Here is a 21,857-nt window from a genome sequence, read left to right as displayed (position 1 = left end):
TATGAACTTACCTAACATTTTACAGGAATTCTTAGAGGCACAGGAACTTTTTGACAGTATTTCTTTCTCTAATTGTTTTTCTGAACAGGCATCCATATTTGATGAAGGAAAAATATATACTGGAAAAGAGGAAATAAGACAATGGAATGAAAAATCCAATAATGAATACAAAACCTTGTTTGAGGTAAAAGATTTTTCGGTAAAGGATGATACAATGGTTTTAAGAATCAATATTTCCGGTTCTTTTGATGGAAGTCCGGTAATGCTGAATTTTCATTTCCGGACGAATGACAATCTTATTACAGCATTAGCTATTACTGAATAGGTTGTAAAAATAAAGAATCCCAAAGCAAGCTTTGGGATTCTTTTATGGTATAAGCAAATATTATCTGCTTGCGATGTCGATGTAGTTTCTTTCCTGAGCACCTTGGTAAACCTGTCTTGGTCTTCCGATCGGGTCTCCTTTCAGTCTCATTTCTTTCCACTGAGAAATCCATCCTGGAAGTCTTCCTAATGCAAACATTACGGTAAACATTTCTGTAGGAATTCCTAATGCTCTGTAGATGATACCTGAGTAGAAGTCTACGTTTGGATATAGTTTTCTTTCTACGAAGTACTCGTCTTCAAGAGCTACTCTTTCTAACTGCATTGCAATGTCAAGAGCTTTATCCTGGATACCTAATGCTTTAAGGATATCATCAGCAGCTTTCTTGATGATTTTCGCTCTTGGGTCGAAGTTTTTGTAAACTCTGTGTCCGAATCCCATTAGACGGAAGCTATCTCCTTTATCTTTAGCTTTAGCAACATATTTAGATACGTCACCTCCATCTTTTTCGATCAGTTCAAGCATTTCGATTACCGCCTGGTTAGCACCACCGTGAAGTGGTCCCCAAAGTGCAGATACCCCAGCAGAGATAGAAGCAAAAAGACCTGTATGAGCAGAACCTACCATTCTTACTGTAGAAGTAGAACAGTTTTGTTCGTGATCTGCGTGAAGGATTAATAATTTATCTAAAGCATTTACTACTACCGGATCGATTTCGAAATCAGCGTTTGGTAATCTGAATGCCATTTTGTAGAAGTTCTCTACGTAGTTCAGGTTGTTATCACCGTGGTTTAATGGTAAACCTTGAGTTTTTCTGTAAGTCCAAGCACAAAGGTGAGAGAACTTAGCGATCATAAGCTCAGCAGCATGATCCATTTCTTCTTTAGAGTTTACATTCACTGCTTTCGGGTTGAAAGCTGTCAAAGCAGACGTCATAGAAGATAAAACTCCCATAGGGTGAGCAGAACGAGGAAAAACATCAATGATCTTTTTCATTTCGTCTGCGATGAAGTTATATTTTTTAATATTGTTGTCGAATGAAGTAAACTGATCCTGAGTAGGTAATTCTCCATGTAATAAAAGATACATTACTTCAGTGAAGTTAGATTTCTCAGCAATCTGCTCGATTGGATAACCTCTGTAGAATAATTCTCCTTTATCTCCGTCTAAGTAAGTGATGTCGCTAATAGTAGCCCCTGTATTTTTGTAACCTAAATCCAGAGTGATCAAACCTGTCTGGTCTCTTAATTTTGAAATATCAATCCCTCTGTCTCCGATAGTACTATCCACGATTGGATATTCATATGAATTACCGTCGTAATTCAATATTACTTTGTTGTCTGACATTATTTATTTATTTTTTTTAAATATACCACTTTCCATAAAATACGGCAAACTAAAAATTTCGCTTGCCGTTATTTATAAATTCGATTAATTATCTTTTGATTTTAAAAGCTTCCAATCCTGGAAAAATTGCAGTTTCACCTAAAGCTTCTTCAATTCTCAATAACTGGTTGTATTTTGCCATTCTGTCTGATCTTGAAGCTGAACCTGTTTTGATCTGTCCACAGTTCATTGCTACAGCTAAATCAGCAATTGTAGAGTCTTCAGTTTCTCCTGATCTGTGAGACATTACTGAAGTGAATTTGTTATTCTGAGCCATTTGTACTGCAGCCATTGTTTCAGAAAGAGAACCAATCTGGTTTACTTTTACAAGGATAGAGTTGGCAATACCTTCTTTTACTCCTCTTGATAATCTGTCTACGTTTGTTACGAATAAATCGTCACCTACCAACTGTACTCTGTCACCGATTTTATCTGTAAGCATTTTCCATCCTTCCCAGTCATCTTCCTGCATACCGTCTTCGATAGAGATGATCGGATATTTAGCAGCCAATTCTGCAAGGTAAGAAACCTGCTCTTCTCTTGATCTGTGAGCTCCCTTGTCTCCTTCGAATTTTCTGTAATCGTAAGTTCCGTCTTTGTAGAATTCTGAAGCCGCACAGTCTAATGCCAACATAATGTCGTCACCAGGCTTGTATCCTGCTTTTTCGATCGCCTGAAGTAAAGTATCCAAAGCATCTTCAGTTCCGTTGAAAGTAGGAGCAAAACCTCCTTCATCTCCTACTGCTGTAGAAAGACCTCTTCCTTTAAGGATCGATTTTAGGTTGTGGAAAATTTCAGTTCCTTTTCTCAAAGCATGAGAGAAAGAATCTGCTTTTACCGGCATAATCATAAATTCCTGGAATGCGATAGGAGCATCTGAGTGAGATCCACCGTTAATTACATTCATCATTGGAACTGGAAGTGTATTGGCATTCACTCCACCAACATATTTATAAAGAGGCATTCCCAATTCAGCAGCAGCAGCTCTGGCTACCGCTAGAGAAACACCAAGAATAGCATTAGCACCAAGATTTCCTTTGTTAGGCGTTCCGTCAAGATCAATCATAATCTGATCGATATAGTTTTGTTCGAAAACCGGCTGTCCAACTAAATTCTCTGCAATTACTTCTTTTACATTTTCAACAGCTTTAAGAACTCCTTTACCCTGATATTCTGAACCACCGTCACGTAATTCTACCGCTTCGTGTTCTCCTGTAGATGCTCCTGAAGGTACAGCTGCACGGCCCATTGCCCCGCTTTCTGTAAATACATCTACTTCAATGGTAGGATTTCCTCTGGAATCTAAAATCTGTCTTGCTTCTATGTAAGAAATTGCACTCATTTTTTATTTTTTTTAGTTTAGACAAATTTAATCAAAATTTAACTTTCAGGGGTATTTCACGGGATTTTTTTGAGATAAATCCGAGTTAAATTTTAGTTAATTTATATTATGATAATTCTACAAATTCTTTGTGGAGAATCAGGCTTTTAAAATGATAAAACAATGTTATAATAAAACTCCAGACACTATAAAATGCTGGAGCTTTAAAATTGTTTATATTATTGTATAATTACTGTATTTTACGTTTTGTACCGATACCACTAAAGAAAGACAGCCCAGCAATAACATTACCTTTTTTAATGAAGCTATTGTCAAAATCTTTGCCCAGAGATAATGTCAAGTGCTGGTTAGGAAATATTGCATAATCTAAATTCAAAACGCATTTCCAGGTAGGTTTCAAATCGGAGCCTGAGATAAAACTTCTGTAAAGCCCCTCAAAACTTCCTGTAAATTTTGAATCCTTTGGTGAATACTCATATTTCATGCCCGCATCAAATGTTGAGAAGTTACCTTGTGGTTTAAAGTCATCTACTGTCATCCAATCATTTTTAGGATTATACATGTAACGCAAAAGGAAAAGAGGTGTTCCTGCTTTTTCAGTTGCATATCCTAAAACTGTCCATAAACCTGCATTGTAAACTCTTGAATTATCAAATTGCTTTTCTTTAAACTGAATACTTGTTCCCCCTGCAAAGTCCCAAAGAAAACCAGTCCTTACAAAAGATAAATCTGTTACTAGTTTTTTAATACTTTCTTCATGATTGACTATTACATCATTGTCGCCAGCCGTAAGCCTTTCAATCTTTAGTTTATTCAATTTTTCTTCTAGTTTTGTATACTCAGGCGTTCCTTTTCCACCTTCTTTAAACATTATTTCTAACTGTTTCTCAATTTTTTGTATTTCCTGATCTCTAATCACAGAGTTATTTCCGTTTATTAAATCATGTATTATGTTTCTATGTATTTCTTTTACCAACAAATAATTTCTTTTTGTTTTCTCGGAAACATCACCTCTGAAAAGAGAAAATTTAAAACCAAATGAAGTAAATATTGAATTGACTGGAAGTTTGCTTGAGCTACTGTCTGTATTTTTAACAGCTACAGAAAAAACAAGAGTCTGATTTAAAACATCTAAAGGTTTAGTATCATTAATAATATTATCTAAGCTTTTTGTCTTGTTTCCAAATAACCAATATGGTGAAAAATCCAAGGCAAATCCCGCTTGATTGTTAAATAGAGAAGTAAAATCCTGTAAATTCAACATTAGATTTGCAACATCCGTAGGTTTATTGATCTCGCTACTTGCAATTCCTAATAGATTTGAAGCTGGAGACGCAGGAGCTTTAAGCAGATCTACATTTACAGAAAGTGTATCTTGTGCATACAAACTGCATATGGAAAAAATGCATATTATAAGTTGAAAAATCTTAGTCTTCATTTTAAATAAAATTTATTTGTTGAATTATTTCACCTGTTTCACCCTTATTCAAAATCATTGAGGCTGAGAATAATTTACTTACATTTCCTGTTTTCAAAGTTACATTAAGAGTATAGGCGGTATTATCTTTTATAGATGATGCAACTGAATATATAAAAATCCGATTTCCTTTTAAAGCATTACTTGCTCCTATTGTGGTTGGACAATCTACTACCTCTATTTCAGTGGTATTATTTAAATAAACAGCATTTGTAACAATTAAGTCTTGCGAAATAACAGAAACACAAATTCCTATATTATTATCATTATCAAGACATTCGTAAAAATCTGTTTCATATTTGATTTTTGTTACTTTATTATCATTAAATATTTCATTCCCTTTTAATAGATCAAGTCTTTCATTAATGTCTTTTTTTATTTTGTTTTTTTCTTGTGCTTTCATGATATGTAGTTTTTAAGTTATTATTAATTATTTTCTCGGTGTAGGTGATAAAAGTCCGGCTAAGGCTCCTATTGCACCTGAAGAAATGGTGGCAAAAATAGTGACCAGCTGATTATCTTTAGCAGCACCATCATTCCAGTAAGCAATGAGAATAAGTCCTGCTATAATGGTAATGACTGCCAACCCGAGCATAAGTACAATGATTCTGTAGATCCAATAGTCTGTTTCTTTCGGGGTTTTTATTTCTACATTTTTAATAGCCTCTATCGGATTGGTTTTGAACTTCTCCTGAAGATCAGTGTTGTTTTTTAAAGCAGCTTCCAAATCTCCAATACTGTCGTTAATAAGAGTTTTCATGGCTTTTAATTTTATATATCAAATTTCCCTCTAAAAACAGGACCAGTCAATTACACAAAAGGGTAATTTATTTATAATGCTATTTTAAACACCAGACAGGTTCCAGAGTTTTCGGATATGATAGAACATTCGCCAGATAGTTCATTCATTCTTCGTTTCATATTTCTAAGGCCGTTACCTTCTTTCTGCCCATCGGGGATTCCGTTTCCGTTATCGGAAATTTTCATAGAGAAATTATTGTCTTCCTGCGAGAATGAAAGTTTTACAGTATTTGCCTGACTGTGTTTGTACACATTATTGACCGCTTCTTTTAAGCATAGAAAAAGATTGCGTCTCATTTCTGTGGAAATAGGTGTTTCTGCTATGATATTTTCACATTCCGAATACACCGCTATTTTTGTTTTCTTCAAAAAGTTTCCGGTGTAAAGAATAGCATAATCAATAAAGCTTCCTAAGGTATCATTTCCTGAGTTCAGGCTCCACAGCATTTCCCTCATGGAGATGTTCATTTCTTCAGAGGTTTTCAGAAGTTCATCGATATCACTTTGCAGATCATCGTCTTCAGCTTTCTGTTTCAGAAATTCTGCCTGAAGTTTCAATGCAGAAATTCCTGCTCCCAGGTCATCATGCATATCATGGGAGATACGCTCCCGCTCCTGTTCCAGCACTTTTTGTTTTTCGAGTTCTTTCTGAAGAAGCTGGTTTTGGTGTTCGGATTCTTTGAGTTGTTGTTCTTTCAGGTAAAGGAGCTGTTTTCTGTTGTAAGTTAGAACAACAAGGATAATAAATAGTACAAACAGCATTACTACAATGATTGCAGTTATATATACTATCTTTATTTCTAATGGAAGATTCTTCATTGTCTACAAAATAAGCCTCGTAAGAATAATGAATACGTAATTATATTAACTATACTAAACACATTAGATATTTCTTTTAAAAACCCAGGATCTTTTTTATTAAAGAAATACATTGGAAACATTCTGAAAATATAAAATAGTGACCAGAATAATAATGAACAACTAATCCAAAAAAAACATAAATTTAAAATATCCTGTGTTTGATCTTTGCTTGATATTTTATTATAAAACCAAAACAGAGAAATGAAAAATAAAAAAATACAATATAGATACCCTGTAATAATTGAATAATTAGTTTTGGAAATGAAAATAAAAATACCTCCTAATAAAAAAAATAAAATTGCGGTTATTCTAATGACATAGTTATCATGTAACTCTTTATTATAGATGTATCCAAAATAAATTATACAGAACAAATCCAGATAATTATACATTCTTGCAGTTATAAAACTCGCTTTTGTTGTAAATAATATTTCTGTTATGATTGTAATTCCGAAATAAAACCAAAATAACTGTTTCCATAATTTTTTTTCAATTATGGAAACAGTAAAATTTGTAATGATTACAATATAATATATTAGATCAAGAATAATCATTTAGCATCCAGGAGGACAAAGACCATTTCTATCATATGCACCTATATCAGGTATTGGAATAAATTTGGAACCTTGATAATATCCCAATATCATTATGAATGTAAGCCTATACTCATAACTAGCCTGAATAATAGTTCCATCATCTAATTCTACATCAAAAATATCCCCAGAAATATGTATTGCCGGATGAAAAGAAATAACAATATTAGGATATTTAGGTTTTAGGTTTTCAAGTTTAGTAAAGAAAGTTCTTGACAATGCAAACCTAATAGTATTTACTGTATTTGGAATATATTGTTGAATATAGGGATCCAGTATTCTTTTTAATGCACCATTTTCATATGCATCTTTATACCGACCAAAATTATATGCAGATATTTCTTCTTTTACTATTTTATTAGTTATAATATAATATTTTTGGAAAAGTAAATCTTCAAATAAAAAAATGAGTCCATTATCAAGTTCTCCTAAAAAAATTTTAACATTCTTAGCATTTTTACCAAATAAATCTGCTGCTACTTCTCCAGAAACCTGCAATTTATTTCTATAAATATCCTTAATATTAGGAATGCTCTGGTAAGCAGTTGTCATCTCTGTTGCCAATCCGGCATTAATCTCACCATCAGACTCAGTTTGTTCATAGATTATATACTTGCTCCAATCTATGGATTCTCTTTCTATAAATTCTTCTGAAGTTAGCCTATCTATTTCCTGATTACAAAATGATTGTATTTCCTGTAATTTTTCAATATTAATAATTCCATAGTCTACTAATTGATGAATCTTGCCCGTTAAATTTAATAAATCCTGATTTTCATTCATGTTTTCTAATTTTTAAAATTGTTAAATTTATTGATTGCCTCCACCTTATTGTTGACGTGGAGTTTTCTGTAGATATTTCCGACGTGTTTTTTCACGGTATCAATGCTGATGAATTTTTTGTCTGCAATCTCTTTGTAGAGAAGCCCCTGGGAAAGAAGTTCAAGGATTTCCTTTTCGCGTTCTGTGAGTTCATCAAAGCCTTTTATTTCCGGAAGTTTTTTCTCGAAATGTTTCAATACCCTTCTCGCAATAGAAAAACTCATAGGTGCACCGCCATTGTATACATCGCGGATGGAAGAAAGAATTTTATCCATGCTTTCTCCTTTTACAAGATATCCCATAGCCCCTGCTTTTAACGAATTAAAAATCTTTTCATCATCATCAAAGCTGGTACACATGATAAACTGTGTATTGGGCATTTCTTTTCTTAATTTTTCTATGATTTCGATTCCAAGCATATCCTGTAATTGGATATCCATCATCACAACGTCAGGAGAAATATGGGGTAGATTTGTTATGGCATCATTACCATCAAAGAACTGAGCAATCACTTTCATATCCTTCTGATAATCGATGACCTTCTTCAACGCATTGTTGTAGTTTTTCTCGTCTTCTACTATGGCTATGGAAATGCTCATGACTTTGTTTGTTTGAAGCAAATTTCAACAGAAAACAATTTGAAATCAATTACACCTTTGTGTAATATTAATGTTTGAGTTTGAAGTTGTGATTCAGTCTTTTAGTTTTTACTAAATTTAATCAATTTTTGATTCCAAAAACAATATACGACTAAATATTTCACAATAAATTAAAAATAAAAACAAATAAGAAACAATAAATCACCTTAAATTAACAATTATTTCACAATCTGATTAAGAATTTACCGATCAAAACGGCTTACTTTATTATGGAATTTGATCCATTTAAAGAGCTGAATCCGATTCTTACCCTTCTTAAACCATATATTCCAGACATGTAAAGTGCCAGCTAAGACCTGCTGTCATATTCCAATATCTTCCGGAATTTTATCATTTGATAAGAAGAACTGCCTCTCTTTAATTCCAAAATTTTCTTTTTGCTAAACCACCTATTCAAAGAGAAAAACAAAAGAAATATGCATGAATAACCGTTAAATTTTCTCATATTGTAAGGCATGATTTTTGTAAAATTAAATTATAAAATCATATTGAATATCAAATAATATAATCATGAAAAAAAGTATCTTAGCCTTAGGTGCTGTGTTGGCATTAGCAGTAGTCAGCTGTAAAAAAAGTGAAAGCGGAAACAAAATCGTTATCAAAACAGACAGTTCAGAAACTGTAGTTACAAACGATAATGGAAAAATAGATTCGGTAACACAAAGTTCTTCGACAGTAGATGTCAACGGAAAGAAAATTGAGAAAACCGATTTTGTTTATAAAGCTACAGACGGAACATTAGTAAAAGTAGTATTTAAAAATGATCCGAAAGAAAGTACAGTAGCCATTACCAGCAATAAGAAAACATTTACATTACCTAAATCGGAAACCAAAGGAAATGAAACGATTTACAAAAAAGATGATATGACGGCAAGGGTAAAAGGAGATAGTCTTCACCTTGAACAAGGGAATAATATTATTGAACTGAAAAGAACAAAGATCTAAATAAAAAATGTCCTTCAATATTGAGGGACATCTTATTTTATAAGTATTACAAAAAAAACCATCCGAAAACGGATGGTTTTTATATATATCTGAATGAATATTATTCTTCAGTTTTTTCTTCAGTAGTATCAGCTTTAGCTTCTTCTACTTTTTCTTCTACTACAGGAGCATCAGCAACAACTGCTGCTTTAGCTGGCGTAGATCTTCTGCTTCTTCTTGTAGCTTTTTTCTCTTCAGCATTAGGATTGTAAAGCTCGTTGAAATCTACTAGTTCGATAAGAGCAGTATCAGCAGCATCACCTGGTCTGAATCCTGTCTTGATGATTCTTGTATAACCACCGTTTCTTTCAGCGATTTTAGGAGCTACAGTTCTGAATAATTCAGCAACCGCAAATTTATTTTGAAGGTAAGAGAATACTACTCTTCTGTTGTGTGTAGTATCTTCTTTTGCTTTTGTTAATAGAGGCTCAACATATACTCTTAAAGCTTTAGCTTTAGCTACAGTAGTGTTGATTCTTTTATGCTCAATTAGAGAACAAGCCATATTAGAAAGTAAAGCACTTCTGTGAGAAGCTGTTCTTCCTAAGTGATTGAATTTTTTACCGTGTCTCATTATTAATTATTTATCAGCGTCTAACTTATATTTTGCAACGTCGAAACCGAAGTTAAGACCTTTTGAATGCACTAATTCTTCTAGTTCTGTCAAAGATTTTTTACCAAAATTTCTGAATTTCATCAAATCAGACTTACTGTAAGAAACCAGTTCTCCAAGAGTTTCTACTTCAGCTGCTTTTAGACAGTTAAGGGCTCTTACAGAAAGATCCATATCTGCTAATTTAGACTTAAGAAGTTGTCTTGTGTGAAGAGTTTCTTCATCGTACTGGATAGATGCTTTTACGGCTTCAGTTTCAAGAGTGATTCTCTCATCAGAGAATAACATGAAGTGATAAATTAATATCTTAGAAGCTTCAGTTAAAGCATTCTGAGGGCTGATAGAACCGTCAGTTTCTATATCTAATACAAGTTTTTCGTAGTCTGTTTTTTGCTCTACACGATAATTTTCAATGCTGTATTGTACTTTCTTGATCGGCGTAAAAATAGAGTCAATAGCGATAGTTCCAATAGGAGCATTGTTTGACTTATTTTGTTCAGAAGGAACATACCCTCTTCCTTTTTCAATATTGAAAGTAATTTCGAAAGTTACATCACTGTTTAGGTTGCAGATCACTAAATCTGGGTTCAGAACCTCAAATCCATTGATAGACTTTCCTAAATCACCAGCAGTAATAACCGTTTGACCTGAAACTTTAGCAACAACCTGCTCGTTAGCCTGGCCTTCTGCTGCAGCTTTTAATCTTACCTGCTTAAGGTTAAGAATAATTTCGGTAACGTCTTCGATTACTCCTGGAATAGTTGAAAATTCGTGCTCTACACCTTCTATTTTGATAGATGAAATAGCGTATCCTTCCAGAGAAGAAAGCAACACTCTTCTCAAAGCATTACCGATTGTAAGCCCGAAACCTGGTTCTAAAGGTCTGAATTCAAATTGACCTTTAAATTCATCAGAGTTAAGTAAAATTACTTTATCGGGTTTTATGAATTGTAAAATTGCCATATTATTGGGTTGAGCAAAAATTTGATTAAAAAATTATTTAGAGTAAAGTTCGACGATAAGGTTCTCCTTAATGTCCTCCGGAATCTGGATTCTTTCAGGAGCAGAAATGAAGGTACCTTCTTTCTTCTCATCGTTGAATTGTAACCACTCATAGTTTGACTTAGAAGCCAATGCATTGGTAACAACTTCAAGAGACTTAGACTTTTCTCTTACAGCGATTACATCACCAGCTTTTACCAAGTAAGAAGGGATATTAAGAATCTCTCCGTTCACAGTGATGTGTCTGTGAGAAACTAATTGTCTAGCTCCAGATCTAGTTTTAGCAAAACCTAATCTGAATACTACGTTATCCAATCTTGATTCACAAAGTTGTAATAGAACTTCCCCTGTTACACCTTTACTTCTGTGTGCTTTGTCAAATAAGTTAGCAAACTGTCTTTCTAAAATACCGTAAGTATATTTAGCTTTTTGTTTTTCAGCTAACTGAACTGCATATTCTGATTTTTTAGCACCTCTTCTTTTGTTAGGACCGTGTTGTCCTGGCGGTTGGTTTTTTCTCTTTTCGAAGTTTTTGTCATCTCCGTAGATTGCAGCACCAAACTTTCTAGCAATCTTAGTTTTAGGTCCAATATATCTTGCCATAATGGGTAAATTCTAAAAATTAAACTCTTCTTCTTTTTGGTGGTCTACATCCGTTGTGTGGCATTGGAGTCACATCAACGATCTCGCTAACTTCAATTCCTGAATTGTGAATAGATCTGATAGCAGATTCTCTACCTGCACCTGGACCTTTCACAAACACCTTTACTCTTCTTAAACCAGCTTCGTGAGCTACAGCAGAGCAATTTTCAGCTGCCATCTGAGCAGCAAATGGAGTATTCTTTTTAGAACCTCTGAAACCCATTTTACCGGCAGAAGCCCAAGAGATAACCTCTCCGTTTTTATTTGTTAAAGAAATGATGATGTTATTGAAAGAAGCCTGAATATGCGCTTCTCCAATAGCTTCAACTTTTACTTTTCTCTTCTTAACTACTTTAGTTTGTTTTGCCATAATTCCTAACGATTATTTACTAGCTTTTTTCTTGTTAGCAACAGTTTTTCTCTTTCCTTTTCTGGTTCTAGAGTTGTTTTTCGTTCTCTGGCCTCTTAAAGGTAATCCAAGTCTGTGACGTATTCCTCGTTGGCATCCTATGTCCATCAATCTCTTGATGTTCAATTGCACTTCAGATCTTAATTCTCCTTCAACTTTTACGTTTTCTAAGATATAAGTTCTGATGGCAGCCAATTCATCGTCATTCCATTCGTTGACTTTTTTGTCTTCGCTGATACCGGCAGCTTTAAGGATTTCAGAAGAAGTACTTCTTCCAACACCATAAATGTAAGTTAAACCGATAACTCCTCTTTTGTTTTTTGGTAAATCAATACCTGCAATTCTCGCCATAATTTAATTAACCTTGTCTTTGTTTAAATTTTGGGTTCTTCTTGTTGATTACGAACAGTACACCTTTTCTGCGTACGATTTTGCAATCAGCGCTTCTTTTTTTAATTGATGCTCTTACTTTCATTTTGATAGTATTTATTTTTTAACAAGAGCCAAATGGAAATCCGAAGATTCCATTTGGCGTTTGTTTAATATCTAAATGTGATTCTCCCTTTTGATAAATCATAAGGAGACATTTCTAGTTTTACCTTATCACCAGGTAAAAGTTTAATATAATGCATTCTCATTTTACCAGAAATATGAGCGATAAGAATATGCCCATTTTCTAGTTCTACACGGAACTGAGCGTTCGAAAGTGCTTCCGTTATAACGCCGTCTTGTTCAATATGTTTTTGTTTTGCCATAAATTAATATCCAGTCGTTCTTGATAATTTAGACTGCATTAAGCCATCATAATGATGGTTCAGCAGATATGTATTAATCTGTTGAACTGTATCTAAAATTACACCCACCATAATTAATAGGGACGTTCCCCCAAAAAATAGGGCAAACGCATCTGTCTGAACAAAGGTTCCATGCACAATTGCCGGAAGGATTGCAAAGATAGACAAAAATATTGCACCTGGCAAGGTAATTTTTGATAAAATATCATCTAAATAATCAGCTGTCTCTTTTCCTGGTCTTACTTTTGGTACTAACCCTCCATTTCTCTTCAAATCATCAGCCATTTGGTTTACCGGAATTGTAATCGCAGTATAGAAAAATGAGAAGATAATAATTAATAGCGCAAACAATACGTTGTACTGCCAGCTAAAAACATTCTTGAAACCTGCAAGAAAAGTATTAGACTCATCGAATTTTGTTAATAATCCTGGTACGAACATCAATGCCTGAGCAAAGATAATCGGCATTACACCAGCAGCATTTACTTTCAATGGAATCCATTGTCTTGCTCCCTGCATAAGATTTCTGTTTACACCTCCTCTTGCTTGAGCTCTGCTTACATACTGAATTGGGATTTTTCTAACAGCAACTGATAAGATTACTGCTAAAAGAACAACCACCATCCAGAATAATACTTCAATAAGGATCATGATAGATCCCATTCCTCCTTTTCCGTTCTGCACGGCCATCTCCTGTACGAATGCCTCAGGTAATCTTGAAAGGATCCCCACCATAATAAGGATAGAGATACCATTTCCGATTCCTTTATCGGTAATCTTTTCACCTAGCCACATTGCAAATACTGAACCGGCAACCAAAATAACAATACTTGGTAACCAGAACATGATTGAATTTGGCTCTACATAGTATGCAGACTGGAACTGAGCATATGGTAAGAATAATTGAGTAATAGAAGTTAAGTAAGAAGGTGCCTGTACCAGACAAACTCCAATCGTTAACCATCTTGTAATTTGGTTCAATGTATTTCTACCTGACTCTCCATCTTTCTGAAGCTTCTGAAGATAAGGAATAGCCATCCCCATCAACTGAACAATAATAGAAGCAGAAATATAAGGCATAATTCCTAACGCCATTACGGAAGCGTGGCTGAAAGCTCCCCCCGTAAACGACGAAAGCAAGCCAAGGAGACCTGCTCCTTGCTTGTTACCGCCTTGATTTTTATAATGCTCTAAGAGATCTCCCACCTCTGCAAGGTTAATTGCGGGAAGCGAGATATAAGATGCGAATCTATACACAAGGATAATACCTAAAGTAAAGAGAATTTTATCTCTAAGTTCTTTAAGACTCCAAATATTTTTAAGTGTTTGTATAAATTCTTTCATTAGTAAGTATTATAAGGTAATTGCTTTTCCACCTGCTTTAGCAATAAGCTCTTCAGCAGATTTCGTGAATTTATCAGCAGAGATTGAAACCGCAGATTTCAATTCTCCTCTACCCATAATTTTCACTAATTCGTTTTTAGAAACTATCCCGTTTGCTACTAAAACTTCTTTCGTGATATCTCCAGTGATGGATTTGTTCTCGATTAAAGTTTGAATAGTATCAAGGTTAACTCCTCTAAACTCTTTTCTGTTTACGTTTTTGAATCCGAATTTAGGTAATCTTCTTTGTAAAGGCATCTGTCCACCTTCGAAACCGATTTTTTGAGAATAACCAGCTCTAGCTTTCTGACCTTTGTGTCCTTTTGTTGAAGTACCTCCTTTTCCGCTACCTTGACCTCTACCAATTCTCTTTGAGTTGAAAGTAGATCCTGCAGCAGGTTGTATATTATTTAAATTCATTTTAATTTCTCTTTTATAAAATTATTTTTGAACTTCAAGTAAGTGTCCTACAGCAGCGATCATTCCTAAGATGGAAGGAGTAGCTTCATGTTCTACAACTTGGTGAAGTTTTTTTAATCCTAATGCTTCAAGCGTTCTCTTTTGGGTTTTTGTTCTACCAATAGCGCTTCTTACTTGCTTTACTTTAATTGTTGCCATTGCTTTAATTATTAACCGTTAAACACTTTACTTAGAGAAATCCCTCTCATTCTAGCGATTTCTTCAGGTCTTCTGATGTCTAATAACGCTTTGAAAGTAGCTTTCACCACGTTGTGAGGGTTAGAAGATCCTTTAGATTTTGAAAGGATATCGTGAATACCAGCAGATTCCAATACCGCTCTTACCGCACCTCCGGCGATAAGTCCTGTACCGTGAGAAGCAGGTCTTAAGAAGATATCTGCACCACCGTATCTAGCAGTAGTTTGGTGAGGGATAGTATGGTTCATTACAGGAACTTTCACAAGGTTTTTCTTAGCGTCTTCAACTGCTTTAGCAATTGCAGAAGCAACCTCTTTAGATTTTCCTAAACCGAAACCAATAACACCTTCTTCGTTACCTACTACAACAATAGCAGAAAATCCGAAAGCTCTACCTCCTTTTGTTACTTTTGTTACTCTGTTAACAGCTACGAGACGATCTTTTAATTCTAATCCTCCCGGTTTTACTCTTTCTATATTATCTAGTCCTAACATATTTTCCGAAATTTAATGATTAGAATTTAAGTCCACCTTCTCTTGCACCATCAGCTAGAGCTTTTACTCTACCGTGGTATACGAATCCGTTTCTGTCAAATACAATACTTTCGATTCCTGCAGCGATAGCTTTAGCAGCGATAGCTTTACCAACAGCAGCAGAAACTTCAGTCTTAGTACCTTTAGCGTCTACACCTTTCTCTCTAGAAGAAGCTGATGCTAAAGTTTTACCATTTTTATCGTCGATTAACTGAGCGTAAATTTCCTTATTACTTTTATATACAGATAATCTTGGCAATTCAGAAGATCCAGAGATTTTCCCTCTTACTCTTCTTTTGATTCTTATTCTTTTTTCTAATTTACTTAATGCCATAATACTTATAATTTATTAAGCAGATTTACCAGCTTTACGTCTAACAATTTCTCCTACGAATCTTACACCTTTTCCTTTGTATGGCTCAGGCTTTCTGAAAGAACGGATCTTTGCAGCTACCATTCCTAGAAGTTGGTTGTCGTGAGACGTTAAAGTAATAATTGGGTTTTTACCTTTTTCAGTCAATGTATCAACTTTTACTTCACCTGGAAGTTCTAATACGATACCGTGAGAGAATCCTAAAGCCAACTCAAGTTTTTGACCTGCGTGTGAAGCTCTATATCCTACCCCTACTAATTCAAGTTTCTTTTCGAAACCTGCACTTACACCAACAATCATATTGTTGATTAACGCTCTGTATAGACCGTGAAGTGCTTTGTGTTGTTTAGAATCAGATGGTCTGTTTACGTTAAGTTCACCATCTTTCTGTTCTATAGTAATTCCTGCTGTAAGCTCTTGAGAAAGTTCTCCTTTAGCTCCTTTTACAGTTACTACACCGTTGTTTTCAGTGATTGTAACTCCAGCTGGAATTGTTATAATTGCTTTACCAATTCTTGACATTTTCCTCTGATTAAAAATTAATAAACATAGCAGATTACTTCACCGCCTACTTTCTCTTCTCTAGCTTTCTTGTCAGTCATTACTCCTTTAGAAGTAGAGATGATAGAAATACCCAAACCGTTTAGTACTCTTGGAAGTTCAGTAGAACCTTTGTACTGTCTCAAACCTGGTCTAGAAGCTCTTTGGATAGACTTGATAGCCGGTTTGTTAGTTTGCTTATCGTACTTTAAAGCGATTTTGATCACTCCTTGAACAGCGTTATCTTCAAACTTGTAGTTTAAGATATACCCTTGATCAAATAGGATCTTAGTAATCTCCTTTTTGATTTTCGATGCAGGAATTTCCACCACTTTGTGGCCTGCGCTTTGTGCGTTCCTTACTCTTGTTAGGAAATCTGAAATTGGATCTGTTACCATTTTTCTTTTATAAATTATTGGTTAAAGAACAATCAGTATTGAAAAGACTTGAAGAGAAAAATATCAGACTTCAGAAAACTTCGGTCTGATATTTATTCTTTAGTATCTTGACAACTTAATTGTCCCGATTTTTAATTAGTAATTATTACCAACTAGCTTTTCTTACACCTGGGATAAGACCGTTGTTTGCCATTTCTCTGAAAGTTACTCTGGAAATACCAAACGTTCTCATGTATCCTCTTGGTCTACCTGTTAGTTTACATCTGTTGTGTAATCTTACAGGAGAAGCATTTTTAGGCAATTTTTGAAGTCCTTCGTAATCACCAGCTTCTTTAAGAGCTTGTCTTTTAGCAGCGTATTTAGCAACTAGTGCTTCTCTTTTGCGCTCACGCGCTTTCATTGATTCTTTAGCCATTTCTTAGTTCTTTTTAAATGGTAAACCGAAGTGAGTTAATAATGCTTTAGCTTCTTTATCTGTTTTCGCAGTAGTAACGAAAGTGATGTCCATCCCTTGGATTTTTTTCACTTTGTCAATTACGATTTCAGGGAAGATAATCTGCTCAGTAATACCTAGGTTATAGTTACCTCTACCATCGAAACCATCAGCTTTGATTCCAGAGAAATCTCTGATACGAGGCAAAGCAGAAGCAGTAAGTCTATCCAAGAATTCATACATTTGGTTTCCTCTTAGGGTAACTTTTGCACCTACTGGCATACCTTTTCTCAATTTGAAAGCAGCTTCGTCTTTCTTAGAGATTGTACCAACAGCTTTTTGACCTGTGATATTTGTAAGCTCTTCTACAGCATAATCAATGATTTTTTTGTCTGCAGTAGCATCACCTAAACCTTGTGATACAACGATTTTCTCTAATTTAGGTACTTGCATTACTGACTTATACCCGAATTCTTCCATCATTGCAGGAACAATTGTCTCTTTATATGCTTTTTTGGGTCTTGCTATATATTCCATGTTAATTCAAATTATAAAGTTTCACCCGTTTTTTTGTTAATTCTTACTTTCTTATCTCCTTCGATTTTGTAACCGATTTTGATAGCTTTTCCGTCTTTACCAACTAAAGCTACGTTTGAGATATGAATAGAAGCTTCCTTCTCAGTAATTCCTCCTTGAGGATTAGAAGCTGAAGGCTTAACGTGTTTTTTAACGATGTTAAGTCCTGCAACGATTACTCTTGGGTCTCTACCTTCTTTCTTGATCACTTCAATAACTTCACCAGTCTTACCTTTGATATCTTTCTTACCAGTAGTAATGATTACGTTATCTCCTCTTTTTATTTTTAACTTTGACATTTCTTTTAAAAATTTTTAAAATTAAAGTACTTCAGGAGCTAATGAAATGATTTTCATATATTCTTTGTCTCTCAACTCACGAGCAACTGGTCCGAAAACACGCGTTCCTCTCATTTCTCCCGCTGCGTTTAGTAATACACAAGCATTGTCATCGAATTTGATGTATGAACCATCTTTTCTTCTTACTGCTTTTTTAGTTCTTACTACTACAGCTTTAGATACCTGACCTTTTTTAGCGTTTCCAGATGGTGTAGAATCCTTGATCGTAACAACGATTTTATCACCAACTGAAGCATATCTTCTTCTGGTTCCTCCCAGAACTCTGATAACTAGTACTTCTTTAGCACCTGTGTTATCAGCAACTTTTAATCTTGATTCTGTTTGTAACATTATTACTTAGCTTTTTCAATGATTCTTACTAATCTCCATCTCTTGCTCTTGCTCAAAGGTCTAGTTTCTTGGATCAAAACTGTATCACCTTCTGTGCATTCGTTGTTCTCGTCGTGTGCAGTATATTTTTTCGTTTTCAAAACGAATTTACCGTACATCGGGTGCTTTACTCTTGTAGTTTCACTAACAACAATAGTTTTTTCCATTTTATTGCTGGAAACCACTCCGATTCTTTCTTTTCTTAAATTTCTATCCATTGTAAAATGAAATTATTGTTTGTTAGTTAACTCAGTGTTTAGTCTTGCGATTGTTTTTCTCAAATCTCTGATTTGAATCGGGTTTTCAATTGGGCTGATTGCATGAGCCAATTTCAATTTAGAATATTGAGCTTTTGCTTCAGTTAATTGAGCTTGAATATCACCCGCGCTTAAATTTTTAATATCAGCATTTTTCATTGTATTCAAAGATTATAGAGGTTTAACAAAATCGTTAGCAACGATGAATTTAGTAACTACTGGTAATTTTTGTGCAGCAAGTCTAAGAGCTTCTTTCGCAATTTCGTAAGGAACTCCTCCAACTTCGAACATAATTTTACCTGGTTTTACTACAGCTACCCAATATTCAACAGCACCCTTACCTTTACCCATACGTACTTCCGCTGGTTTCTTAGTAATTGGCTTATCTGGGAAGATTTTGATCCATAGTTGACCTTCTCTCTTCATATATCTTGTCGCAGCGATACGAGCTGCTTCAATCTGTCTTGCAGTGATCCAAGCTCCTTCCGTTGCTTTGATCCCAAAAGTTCCGTAAGCAAGTTGACTACCTCTTTGGGCATTCCCCTTCATCTTCATCTTGTGAACTCTACGGAATTTGGTTCTTTTTGGTTGTAACATAATTTCTAAATTTTAGATTTTAGATTTTAGATTTTAGATTTTTTTTAATTTTAAAAAAGTAACGGTAATTTAAAATTCAAAATTTCTAATCTAAAATTTTAATTATTATTGTTATTGTTGTTGTTTTTTCTAGGTCTTCTGTTGTCTCTGTCTCCTCCTCTGTTTCCTCTGTCTGACTGACCTCCTTTTTTCTGTTGTCCCACTAGTGGAGAAAGTTCTCTTTTACCGTAAACTTCACCTTTCATGATCCAAACTTTAACACCTAGTCTACCGTAAGTAGTGTGAGCTTCTGCCCAGTGGTAATCGATATCAGCTCTGAAAGTTGACAATGGAATTCTTCCTTCTTTGAAAGATTCTGATCTTGCCATCTCAGCTCCGTTTAATCTACCAGAGATCTGAACTTTGATACCTTCAGCACCCATTCTCATAGTACTTGCCATTGCCATTTTAACAGCTCTTCTGTAAGAAATTCTGTTTTCAATTTGCTTAGAAATACTATCAGCAACTAGTACAGCATCTAATTCAGGTCTTTTGATTTCGAAAATGTTGATTTGAATATCCTTACCTGTAAGTTTCTTCAACTCTTCTTTCAATTTATCAACTTCCTGACCTCCTTTACCGATGATAAGTCCCGGTCTAGCAGTAGTAATAGTTACTGTAACTAATTTTAAAGTTCTTTCAATATAAATTTTTGAAATACCACCTTTAGATAATCTAGCTTCAAGGTATCTTCTGATTTTGTAGTCTTCAGCGATTCTGTCTCCATAATCGTTTCCACCAAACCAGTTAGAATCCCATCCTCTGATGATACCTAATCTGTTACCAATTGGATTTGTCTTCTGTCCCATACCTTGATTAATTTTCTTTGTTACCTAAGATTAATGTAACGTGGTTAGATCTTTTTCTGATTCTATACCCTCTACCTTGTGGAGCTGGTCTTAGTCTCTTCAATTGTCTTGCACTATCCACAAATATTTCTTTAACGATAAGGTTTGCTTCCTCGATGTCAGCACCTTCGTTTTTCACTTGCCAGTTAGCCATAGCAGAAAGAAGTAATTTCTCTAACTTGTTAGAAGCATCCTTCTTAGAATATTTTAGGATATAAAGTGCTTTGTCTACCTGCTCTCCTCTAATGATATCAGCAACTAATCTCATTTTTCTTGGAGAAGACGGGCAATTATTTAATGAAGCTTTTACAACGTCTTTGTTAGCTTCTTTTCTTGCGATTGAACTATCTTGTTTTCTTGATCCCATGATTATCTGCTTCCTTTGTTTTTGTTACCACCATGACCTCTGAAAGATCTTGTTGGAGAAAATTCGCCTAACTTGTGACCAACCATGTTTTCTGTAACATAAACTGGGATAAAAGATTTCCCGTTGTGTACAGCAATAGTTTGTCCTACGAAGTCCGGAGAGATCATAGATGCTCTAGACCAAGTTTTGATAACTGTCTTCTTACCAGACTCTATATTTGCCTGAACCTTCTTATCTAAAGTATGATGAATGAACGGTCCTTTCTTAAGTGATCTTGCCATAATTATTTTCTTTTAGATACGATGTAACGGTTAGACACTTTGTTTTTCTTTCTAGTTTTGTAACCTTTAGCTGGTTTACCGTTTCTAGATCTTGGGTGACCTCCTGAAGAACGTCCTTCACCACCACCCATTGGGTGATCTACTGGGTTCATTACAACCGCTCTTGTTCTTGGTCTTCTACCTAACCATCTGCTTCTACCAGCCTTACCTGATACAGTTAATTGGTGATCTGAGTTGGAAACAGAACCAATCATTGCCATACATTCAGTAAGGATCATTCTTGATTCTCCTGAAGGTAACTTGATGATTGCATATTTACCATCTCTAGAAGTTAATTGAGCTGAAGAACCAGCACTTCTTGCTAAAATCGCACCTTGTCCAGGCTTCATTTCAACACAAGAGATTACAGTACCCAATGGAATATTTTTCAATTTCATTGCGTTACCTACGTTTGGTTCAACGCTTTCTCCTGACACTACTTTCTGATCAACTTTGATACCGTTTGGAGCGATGATATATCTCTTCTCTCCGTCTGCGTACTCTAATAAAGCGATAAATGCAGTTCTGTTTGGATCGTATTCTACAGATTTTACAGTTGCTTCAACGTTTGCTTTGTTTCTTTTGAAGTCAATAATTCTGTATTTCTTTTTGTGTCCACCTCCGGTGTAACGCATGGTCATTTTACCTGTTTGGTTACGTCCACCTGACTTTTTAATACCAACTGTTAGAGACTTCTCTGGTTTGTTGGTAGTAATTTCCTCAAAATTGTTTACAATTCTGAATCTCTGTCCCGGGGTGATAGGTTTTAATTTTCTAACAGACATTACTATTATTTATAATTAATAATTAATTTACAGCAAAAATATCGATAACCTCACCTTCAGCAAGTTTGATTACCGCTTTTTTCAATTTATTTGTCTTTCCTACTTGAAGACCTTTTTTAGTGTACTTTGAAGAAACCTTCGGAGCATAAATCATTGTGTTAACGTCTGCTACTTTTACACCGTAAGCTGCTTCAACAGCTTTTTTGATCTCGATTTTATTCGCCTTAGGGTTAACTAAGAAAGAATAAGAACCTCTTAAATCTGTAAGGTAATTAGCCTTTTCTGAAATAACTGGTTTAATAATAACTGACAT

At 34.8% G+C, this 21,857-nt stretch carries 36 protein-coding genes; 2 read left to right on the top strand and 34 right to left on the bottom strand.

Features of this window, described 5'->3' with window-relative positions; genetic code table 11:
* Window position 1: 1 nt before the first annotated feature.
* Window positions 2-325, top strand: a complete 324-nt coding sequence (locus REB14_RS15130; RefSeq protein WP_309522554.1) for a nuclear transport factor 2-like protein — start codon at window positions 2-4, stop codon at window positions 323-325.
* Window positions 326-385: 60 nt separating this feature from the next.
* Here the strand turns inward: REB14_RS15130 and REB14_RS15125 are convergent, their stop codons facing one another.
* From REB14_RS15125 to REB14_RS15090, 8 genes are all read right to left on the bottom strand, one after another.
* A complete protein-coding gene (locus REB14_RS15125) occupies window positions 386-1,672 on the bottom strand; it encodes a citrate synthase (protein ID WP_034694713.1) in 1,287 nt (428 codons plus the stop codon).
* Between the two features lie 88 nt (window positions 1,673-1,760).
* The gene (gene eno, locus REB14_RS15120) at window positions 1,761-3,053 is read right to left on the bottom strand and encodes a phosphopyruvate hydratase (protein WP_034694712.1); all 1,293 of its coding nucleotides are present in this window, start codon (window positions 3,051-3,053) and stop codon (window positions 1,761-1,763) included.
* Window positions 3,054-3,282: 229 nt separating this feature from the next.
* Window positions 3,283-4,491 carry a hypothetical protein gene (locus REB14_RS15115; protein WP_309522553.1) on the bottom strand — a complete coding sequence of 403 codons (1,209 nt, stop codon included), beginning with the start codon at window positions 4,489-4,491 and terminating at the stop codon, window positions 3,283-3,285.
* Between the two features lies 1 nt (window position 4,492).
* A complete protein-coding gene (locus REB14_RS15110) occupies window positions 4,493-4,933 on the bottom strand; it encodes a hypothetical protein (RefSeq protein WP_079240249.1) in 441 nt (146 codons plus the stop codon).
* Window positions 4,934-4,960: 27 nt separating this feature from the next.
* A complete protein-coding gene (locus tag REB14_RS15105) occupies window positions 4,961-5,290 on the bottom strand; it encodes a hypothetical protein (RefSeq protein WP_079240248.1) in 330 nt (109 codons plus the stop codon).
* Between the two features lie 71 nt (window positions 5,291-5,361).
* A complete protein-coding gene (locus tag REB14_RS15100; RefSeq protein ID WP_079240247.1) occupies window positions 5,362-6,150 on the bottom strand; it encodes a sensor histidine kinase in 789 nt (262 codons plus the stop codon).
* A gap of 596 nt (window positions 6,151-6,746) precedes the next feature.
* Complete coding sequence (locus tag REB14_RS15095; protein ID WP_079240245.1) at window positions 6,747-7,568, bottom strand: hypothetical protein; 822 nt, start codon at window positions 7,566-7,568, stop codon at window positions 6,747-6,749.
* 5 nt (window positions 7,569-7,573) lie between these two features.
* Window positions 7,574-8,206 carry a response regulator gene (locus tag REB14_RS15090; protein WP_079240244.1) on the bottom strand — a complete coding sequence of 211 codons (633 nt, stop codon included), beginning with the start codon at window positions 8,204-8,206 and terminating at the stop codon, window positions 7,574-7,576.
* A gap of 570 nt (window positions 8,207-8,776) precedes the next feature.
* Here REB14_RS15090 and REB14_RS15085 point away from each other — a divergent pair.
* Window positions 8,777-9,211: a hypothetical protein gene (locus REB14_RS15085; RefSeq protein WP_079240243.1), complete on the top strand. Its 435-nt coding sequence runs from the start codon at window positions 8,777-8,779 to the stop codon at window positions 9,209-9,211.
* A 100-nt stretch (window positions 9,212-9,311) separates the two neighbouring features.
* Here the strand turns inward: REB14_RS15085 and rplQ are convergent, their stop codons facing one another.
* The 26 genes from rplQ to rplW form a co-directional block, all read right to left on the bottom strand.
* Window positions 9,312-9,824 carry a 50S ribosomal protein L17 gene (rplQ, locus tag REB14_RS15080; protein WP_034694700.1) on the bottom strand — a complete coding sequence of 171 codons (513 nt, stop codon included), beginning with the start codon at window positions 9,822-9,824 and terminating at the stop codon, window positions 9,312-9,314.
* A gap of 6 nt (window positions 9,825-9,830) precedes the next feature.
* The gene (locus REB14_RS15075; protein WP_062673617.1) at window positions 9,831-10,826 is read right to left on the bottom strand and encodes a DNA-directed RNA polymerase subunit alpha; all 996 of its coding nucleotides are present in this window, start codon (window positions 10,824-10,826) and stop codon (window positions 9,831-9,833) included.
* 33 nt (window positions 10,827-10,859) lie between these two features.
* Window positions 10,860-11,468: a 30S ribosomal protein S4 gene (rpsD, locus tag REB14_RS15070; protein WP_062673615.1), complete on the bottom strand. Its 609-nt coding sequence runs from the start codon at window positions 11,466-11,468 to the stop codon at window positions 10,860-10,862.
* 19 nt (window positions 11,469-11,487) lie between these two features.
* Window positions 11,488-11,877, bottom strand: a complete 390-nt coding sequence (gene rpsK / locus REB14_RS15065; protein ID WP_034694697.1) for a 30S ribosomal protein S11 — start codon at window positions 11,875-11,877, stop codon at window positions 11,488-11,490.
* Between the two features lie 12 nt (window positions 11,878-11,889).
* A complete protein-coding gene (gene rpsM / locus REB14_RS15060) occupies window positions 11,890-12,267 on the bottom strand; it encodes a 30S ribosomal protein S13 (protein ID WP_034694696.1) in 378 nt (125 codons plus the stop codon).
* Window positions 12,268-12,274: 7 nt separating this feature from the next.
* A complete protein-coding gene (gene rpmJ, locus REB14_RS15055; protein ID WP_007839480.1) occupies window positions 12,275-12,391 on the bottom strand; it encodes a 50S ribosomal protein L36 in 117 nt (38 codons plus the stop codon).
* A 64-nt stretch (window positions 12,392-12,455) separates the two neighbouring features.
* Entirely contained in the window at window positions 12,456-12,671 is a 216-nt protein-coding gene (infA, locus tag REB14_RS15050) for a translation initiation factor IF-1 (RefSeq protein WP_027381317.1), read from the bottom strand.
* A gap of 3 nt (window positions 12,672-12,674) precedes the next feature.
* Window positions 12,675-14,054 carry a preprotein translocase subunit SecY gene (gene secY / locus REB14_RS15045; protein WP_034694694.1) on the bottom strand — a complete coding sequence of 460 codons (1,380 nt, stop codon included), beginning with the start codon at window positions 14,052-14,054 and terminating at the stop codon, window positions 12,675-12,677.
* A 9-nt stretch (window positions 14,055-14,063) separates the two neighbouring features.
* Entirely contained in the window at window positions 14,064-14,513 is a 450-nt protein-coding gene (gene rplO / locus REB14_RS15040) for a 50S ribosomal protein L15 (protein ID WP_034694692.1), read from the bottom strand.
* Between the two features lie 21 nt (window positions 14,514-14,534).
* The gene (gene rpmD / locus REB14_RS15035) at window positions 14,535-14,711 is read right to left on the bottom strand and encodes a 50S ribosomal protein L30 (RefSeq protein ID WP_027371710.1); all 177 of its coding nucleotides are present in this window, start codon (window positions 14,709-14,711) and stop codon (window positions 14,535-14,537) included.
* Window positions 14,712-14,722: 11 nt separating this feature from the next.
* Complete coding sequence (rpsE, locus tag REB14_RS15030) at window positions 14,723-15,244, bottom strand: 30S ribosomal protein S5 (protein ID WP_002983245.1); 522 nt, start codon at window positions 15,242-15,244, stop codon at window positions 14,723-14,725.
* 19 nt (window positions 15,245-15,263) lie between these two features.
* Window positions 15,264-15,617, bottom strand: coding sequence for a 50S ribosomal protein L18 (rplR, locus tag REB14_RS15025; RefSeq protein WP_034694689.1), 354 nt, complete (start codon window positions 15,615-15,617; stop codon window positions 15,264-15,266).
* A 15-nt stretch (window positions 15,618-15,632) separates the two neighbouring features.
* Window positions 15,633-16,178 (bottom strand): 50S ribosomal protein L6, encoded by a 546-nt coding sequence (gene rplF, locus REB14_RS15020; RefSeq protein ID WP_034694687.1) that lies wholly within the window; start codon window positions 16,176-16,178, stop codon window positions 15,633-15,635.
* Window positions 16,179-16,195: 17 nt separating this feature from the next.
* On the bottom strand, window positions 16,196-16,594 hold the full coding sequence (rpsH, locus tag REB14_RS15015; RefSeq protein ID WP_034694686.1) for a 30S ribosomal protein S8: 399 nt from the start codon (window positions 16,592-16,594) through the stop codon (window positions 16,196-16,198).
* Between the two features lie 145 nt (window positions 16,595-16,739).
* Window positions 16,740-17,009 carry a 30S ribosomal protein S14 gene (gene rpsN, locus REB14_RS15010; RefSeq protein WP_002983233.1) on the bottom strand — a complete coding sequence of 90 codons (270 nt, stop codon included), beginning with the start codon at window positions 17,007-17,009 and terminating at the stop codon, window positions 16,740-16,742.
* 3 nt (window positions 17,010-17,012) lie between these two features.
* Complete coding sequence (gene rplE / locus REB14_RS15005) at window positions 17,013-17,564, bottom strand: 50S ribosomal protein L5 (RefSeq protein WP_034694682.1); 552 nt, start codon at window positions 17,562-17,564, stop codon at window positions 17,013-17,015.
* Window positions 17,565-17,575: 11 nt separating this feature from the next.
* Window positions 17,576-17,902 carry a 50S ribosomal protein L24 gene (gene rplX / locus REB14_RS15000; protein WP_047427597.1) on the bottom strand — a complete coding sequence of 109 codons (327 nt, stop codon included), beginning with the start codon at window positions 17,900-17,902 and terminating at the stop codon, window positions 17,576-17,578.
* Window positions 17,903-17,923: 21 nt separating this feature from the next.
* Window positions 17,924-18,292 carry a 50S ribosomal protein L14 gene (gene rplN, locus REB14_RS14995; protein WP_002983226.1) on the bottom strand — a complete coding sequence of 123 codons (369 nt, stop codon included), beginning with the start codon at window positions 18,290-18,292 and terminating at the stop codon, window positions 17,924-17,926.
* A gap of 2 nt (window positions 18,293-18,294) precedes the next feature.
* Window positions 18,295-18,549: a 30S ribosomal protein S17 gene (rpsQ, locus tag REB14_RS14990; RefSeq protein ID WP_027371715.1), complete on the bottom strand. Its 255-nt coding sequence runs from the start codon at window positions 18,547-18,549 to the stop codon at window positions 18,295-18,297.
* 12 nt (window positions 18,550-18,561) lie between these two features.
* Window positions 18,562-18,747: a 50S ribosomal protein L29 gene (rpmC, locus tag REB14_RS14985; RefSeq protein WP_034694678.1), complete on the bottom strand. Its 186-nt coding sequence runs from the start codon at window positions 18,745-18,747 to the stop codon at window positions 18,562-18,564.
* Window positions 18,748-18,759: 12 nt separating this feature from the next.
* A complete protein-coding gene (rplP, locus tag REB14_RS14980; RefSeq protein WP_034694677.1) occupies window positions 18,760-19,185 on the bottom strand; it encodes a 50S ribosomal protein L16 in 426 nt (141 codons plus the stop codon).
* A 98-nt stretch (window positions 19,186-19,283) separates the two neighbouring features.
* The gene (gene rpsC, locus REB14_RS14975; protein ID WP_034694675.1) at window positions 19,284-20,033 is read right to left on the bottom strand and encodes a 30S ribosomal protein S3; all 750 of its coding nucleotides are present in this window, start codon (window positions 20,031-20,033) and stop codon (window positions 19,284-19,286) included.
* A 7-nt stretch (window positions 20,034-20,040) separates the two neighbouring features.
* A complete protein-coding gene (gene rplV, locus REB14_RS14970) occupies window positions 20,041-20,439 on the bottom strand; it encodes a 50S ribosomal protein L22 (protein ID WP_002983214.1) in 399 nt (132 codons plus the stop codon).
* A 2-nt stretch (window positions 20,440-20,441) separates the two neighbouring features.
* Window positions 20,442-20,720 carry a 30S ribosomal protein S19 gene (gene rpsS, locus REB14_RS14965; protein WP_002983209.1) on the bottom strand — a complete coding sequence of 93 codons (279 nt, stop codon included), beginning with the start codon at window positions 20,718-20,720 and terminating at the stop codon, window positions 20,442-20,444.
* A gap of 2 nt (window positions 20,721-20,722) precedes the next feature.
* A complete protein-coding gene (gene rplB / locus REB14_RS14960) occupies window positions 20,723-21,544 on the bottom strand; it encodes a 50S ribosomal protein L2 (protein ID WP_027381305.1) in 822 nt (273 codons plus the stop codon).
* Window positions 21,545-21,566: 22 nt separating this feature from the next.
* Complete coding sequence (gene rplW / locus REB14_RS14955) at window positions 21,567-21,857, bottom strand: 50S ribosomal protein L23 (RefSeq protein ID WP_002983204.1); 291 nt, start codon at window positions 21,855-21,857, stop codon at window positions 21,567-21,569.

The sequence above is a fragment of the Chryseobacterium metallicongregator genome (genome assembly GCF_031324065.1).
Classification (GTDB): domain Bacteria; phylum Bacteroidota; class Bacteroidia; order Flavobacteriales; family Weeksellaceae; genus Chryseobacterium; species Chryseobacterium metallicongregator.
Note: the sequence above shows the minus strand (reverse complement) of the source record. Positions and strands in the feature narration are given on the sequence as shown.

Coding starts and splice junctions, on each gene's coding strand:
- rplP (WP_034694677.1), bottom strand. CDS start 19,185: ATGTTACAACCAAAAAGAACCAAATTCCGTAGAGTTCACAAGATGAAG.
- rplV (WP_002983214.1), bottom strand. CDS start 20,439: ATGGGATCAAGAAAACAAGATAGTTCAATCGCAAGAAAAGAAGCTAAC.
- infA (WP_027381317.1), bottom strand. CDS start 12,671: ATGGCAAAACAAAAACATATTGAACAAGACGGCGTTATAACGGAAGCA.
- REB14_RS15095 (WP_079240245.1), bottom strand. CDS start 7,568: ATGAATGAAAATCAGGATTTATTAAATTTAACGGGCAAGATTCATCAA.
- rplQ (WP_034694700.1), bottom strand. CDS start 9,824: ATGAGACACGGTAAAAAATTCAATCACTTAGGAAGAACAGCTTCTCAC.
- REB14_RS15085 (WP_079240243.1), top strand. CDS start 8,777: ATGAAAAAAAGTATCTTAGCCTTAGGTGCTGTGTTGGCATTAGCAGTA.
- rpsK (WP_034694697.1), bottom strand. CDS start 11,877: ATGGCAAAACAAACTAAAGTAGTTAAGAAGAGAAAAGTAAAAGTTGAA.
- eno (WP_034694712.1), bottom strand. CDS start 3,053: ATGAGTGCAATTTCTTACATAGAAGCAAGACAGATTTTAGATTCCAGA.
- REB14_RS15130 (WP_309522554.1), top strand. CDS start 2: ATGAACTTACCTAACATTTTACAGGAATTCTTAGAGGCACAGGAACTT.
- REB14_RS15125 (WP_034694713.1), bottom strand. CDS start 1,672: ATGTCAGACAACAAAGTAATATTGAATTACGACGGTAATTCATATGAA.
- rpmD (WP_027371710.1), bottom strand. CDS start 14,711: ATGGCAACAATTAAAGTAAAGCAAGTAAGAAGCGCTATTGGTAGAACA.
- rpmJ (WP_007839480.1), bottom strand. CDS start 12,391: ATGAAAGTAAGAGCATCAATTAAAAAAAGAAGCGCTGATTGCAAAATC.
- REB14_RS15075 (WP_062673617.1), bottom strand. CDS start 10,826: ATGGCAATTTTACAATTCATAAAACCCGATAAAGTAATTTTACTTAAC.
- rplN (WP_002983226.1), bottom strand. CDS start 18,292: ATGTTACAAACAGAATCAAGATTAAAAGTTGCTGATAACACAGGTGCT.
- rplB (WP_027381305.1), bottom strand. CDS start 21,544: ATGTCTGTTAGAAAATTAAAACCTATCACCCCGGGACAGAGATTCAGA.
- rpsQ (WP_027371715.1), bottom strand. CDS start 18,549: ATGGATAGAAATTTAAGAAAAGAAAGAATCGGAGTGGTTTCCAGCAAT.
- rpsD (WP_062673615.1), bottom strand. CDS start 11,468: ATGGCAAGATATATTGGACCTAAAACTAAGATTGCTAGAAAGTTTGGT.
- REB14_RS15090 (WP_079240244.1), bottom strand. CDS start 8,206: ATGAGCATTTCCATAGCCATAGTAGAAGACGAGAAAAACTACAACAAT.
- rplF (WP_034694687.1), bottom strand. CDS start 16,178: ATGTCAAGAATTGGTAAAGCAATTATAACAATTCCAGCTGGAGTTACA.
- rpsC (WP_034694675.1), bottom strand. CDS start 20,033: ATGGGACAGAAGACAAATCCAATTGGTAACAGATTAGGTATCATCAGA.
- REB14_RS15100 (WP_079240247.1), bottom strand. CDS start 6,150: ATGAAGAATCTTCCATTAGAAATAAAGATAGTATATATAACTGCAATC.
- rpsH (WP_034694686.1), bottom strand. CDS start 16,594: ATGGTAACAGATCCAATTTCAGATTTCCTAACAAGAGTAAGGAACGCA.
- rpsS (WP_002983209.1), bottom strand. CDS start 20,720: ATGGCAAGATCACTTAAGAAAGGACCGTTCATTCATCATACTTTAGAT.
- secY (WP_034694694.1), bottom strand. CDS start 14,054: ATGAAAGAATTTATACAAACACTTAAAAATATTTGGAGTCTTAAAGAA.
- rpsE (WP_002983245.1), bottom strand. CDS start 15,244: ATGTTAGGACTAGATAATATAGAAAGAGTAAAACCGGGAGGATTAGAA.
- REB14_RS15110 (WP_079240249.1), bottom strand. CDS start 4,933: ATGAAAGCACAAGAAAAAAACAAAATAAAAAAAGACATTAATGAAAGA.
- rplE (WP_034694682.1), bottom strand. CDS start 17,564: ATGGAATATATAGCAAGACCCAAAAAAGCATATAAAGAGACAATTGTT.
- rplO (WP_034694692.1), bottom strand. CDS start 14,513: ATGAATTTAAATAATATACAACCTGCTGCAGGATCTACTTTCAACTCA.
- REB14_RS15115 (WP_309522553.1), bottom strand. CDS start 4,491: ATGAAGACTAAGATTTTTCAACTTATAATATGCATTTTTTCCATATGC.
- rpmC (WP_034694678.1), bottom strand. CDS start 18,747: ATGAAAAATGCTGATATTAAAAATTTAAGCGCGGGTGATATTCAAGCT.
- rplX (WP_047427597.1), bottom strand. CDS start 17,902: ATGTCAAAGTTAAAAATAAAAAGAGGAGATAACGTAATCATTACTACT.
- REB14_RS15105 (WP_079240248.1), bottom strand. CDS start 5,290: ATGAAAACTCTTATTAACGACAGTATTGGAGATTTGGAAGCTGCTTTA.
- rplR (WP_034694689.1), bottom strand. CDS start 15,617: ATGGCATTAAGTAAATTAGAAAAAAGAATAAGAATCAAAAGAAGAGTA.
- rplW (WP_002983204.1), bottom strand. CDS start 21,857: ATGTCAGTTATTATTAAACCAGTTATTTCAGAAAAGGCTAATTACCTT.
- rpsM (WP_034694696.1), bottom strand. CDS start 12,267: ATGGCGAGAATTGCAGGTATTGATTTACCAAAAAACAAAAGAGGAGTT.
- rpsN (WP_002983233.1), bottom strand. CDS start 17,009: ATGGCTAAAGAATCAATGAAAGCGCGTGAGCGCAAAAGAGAAGCACTA.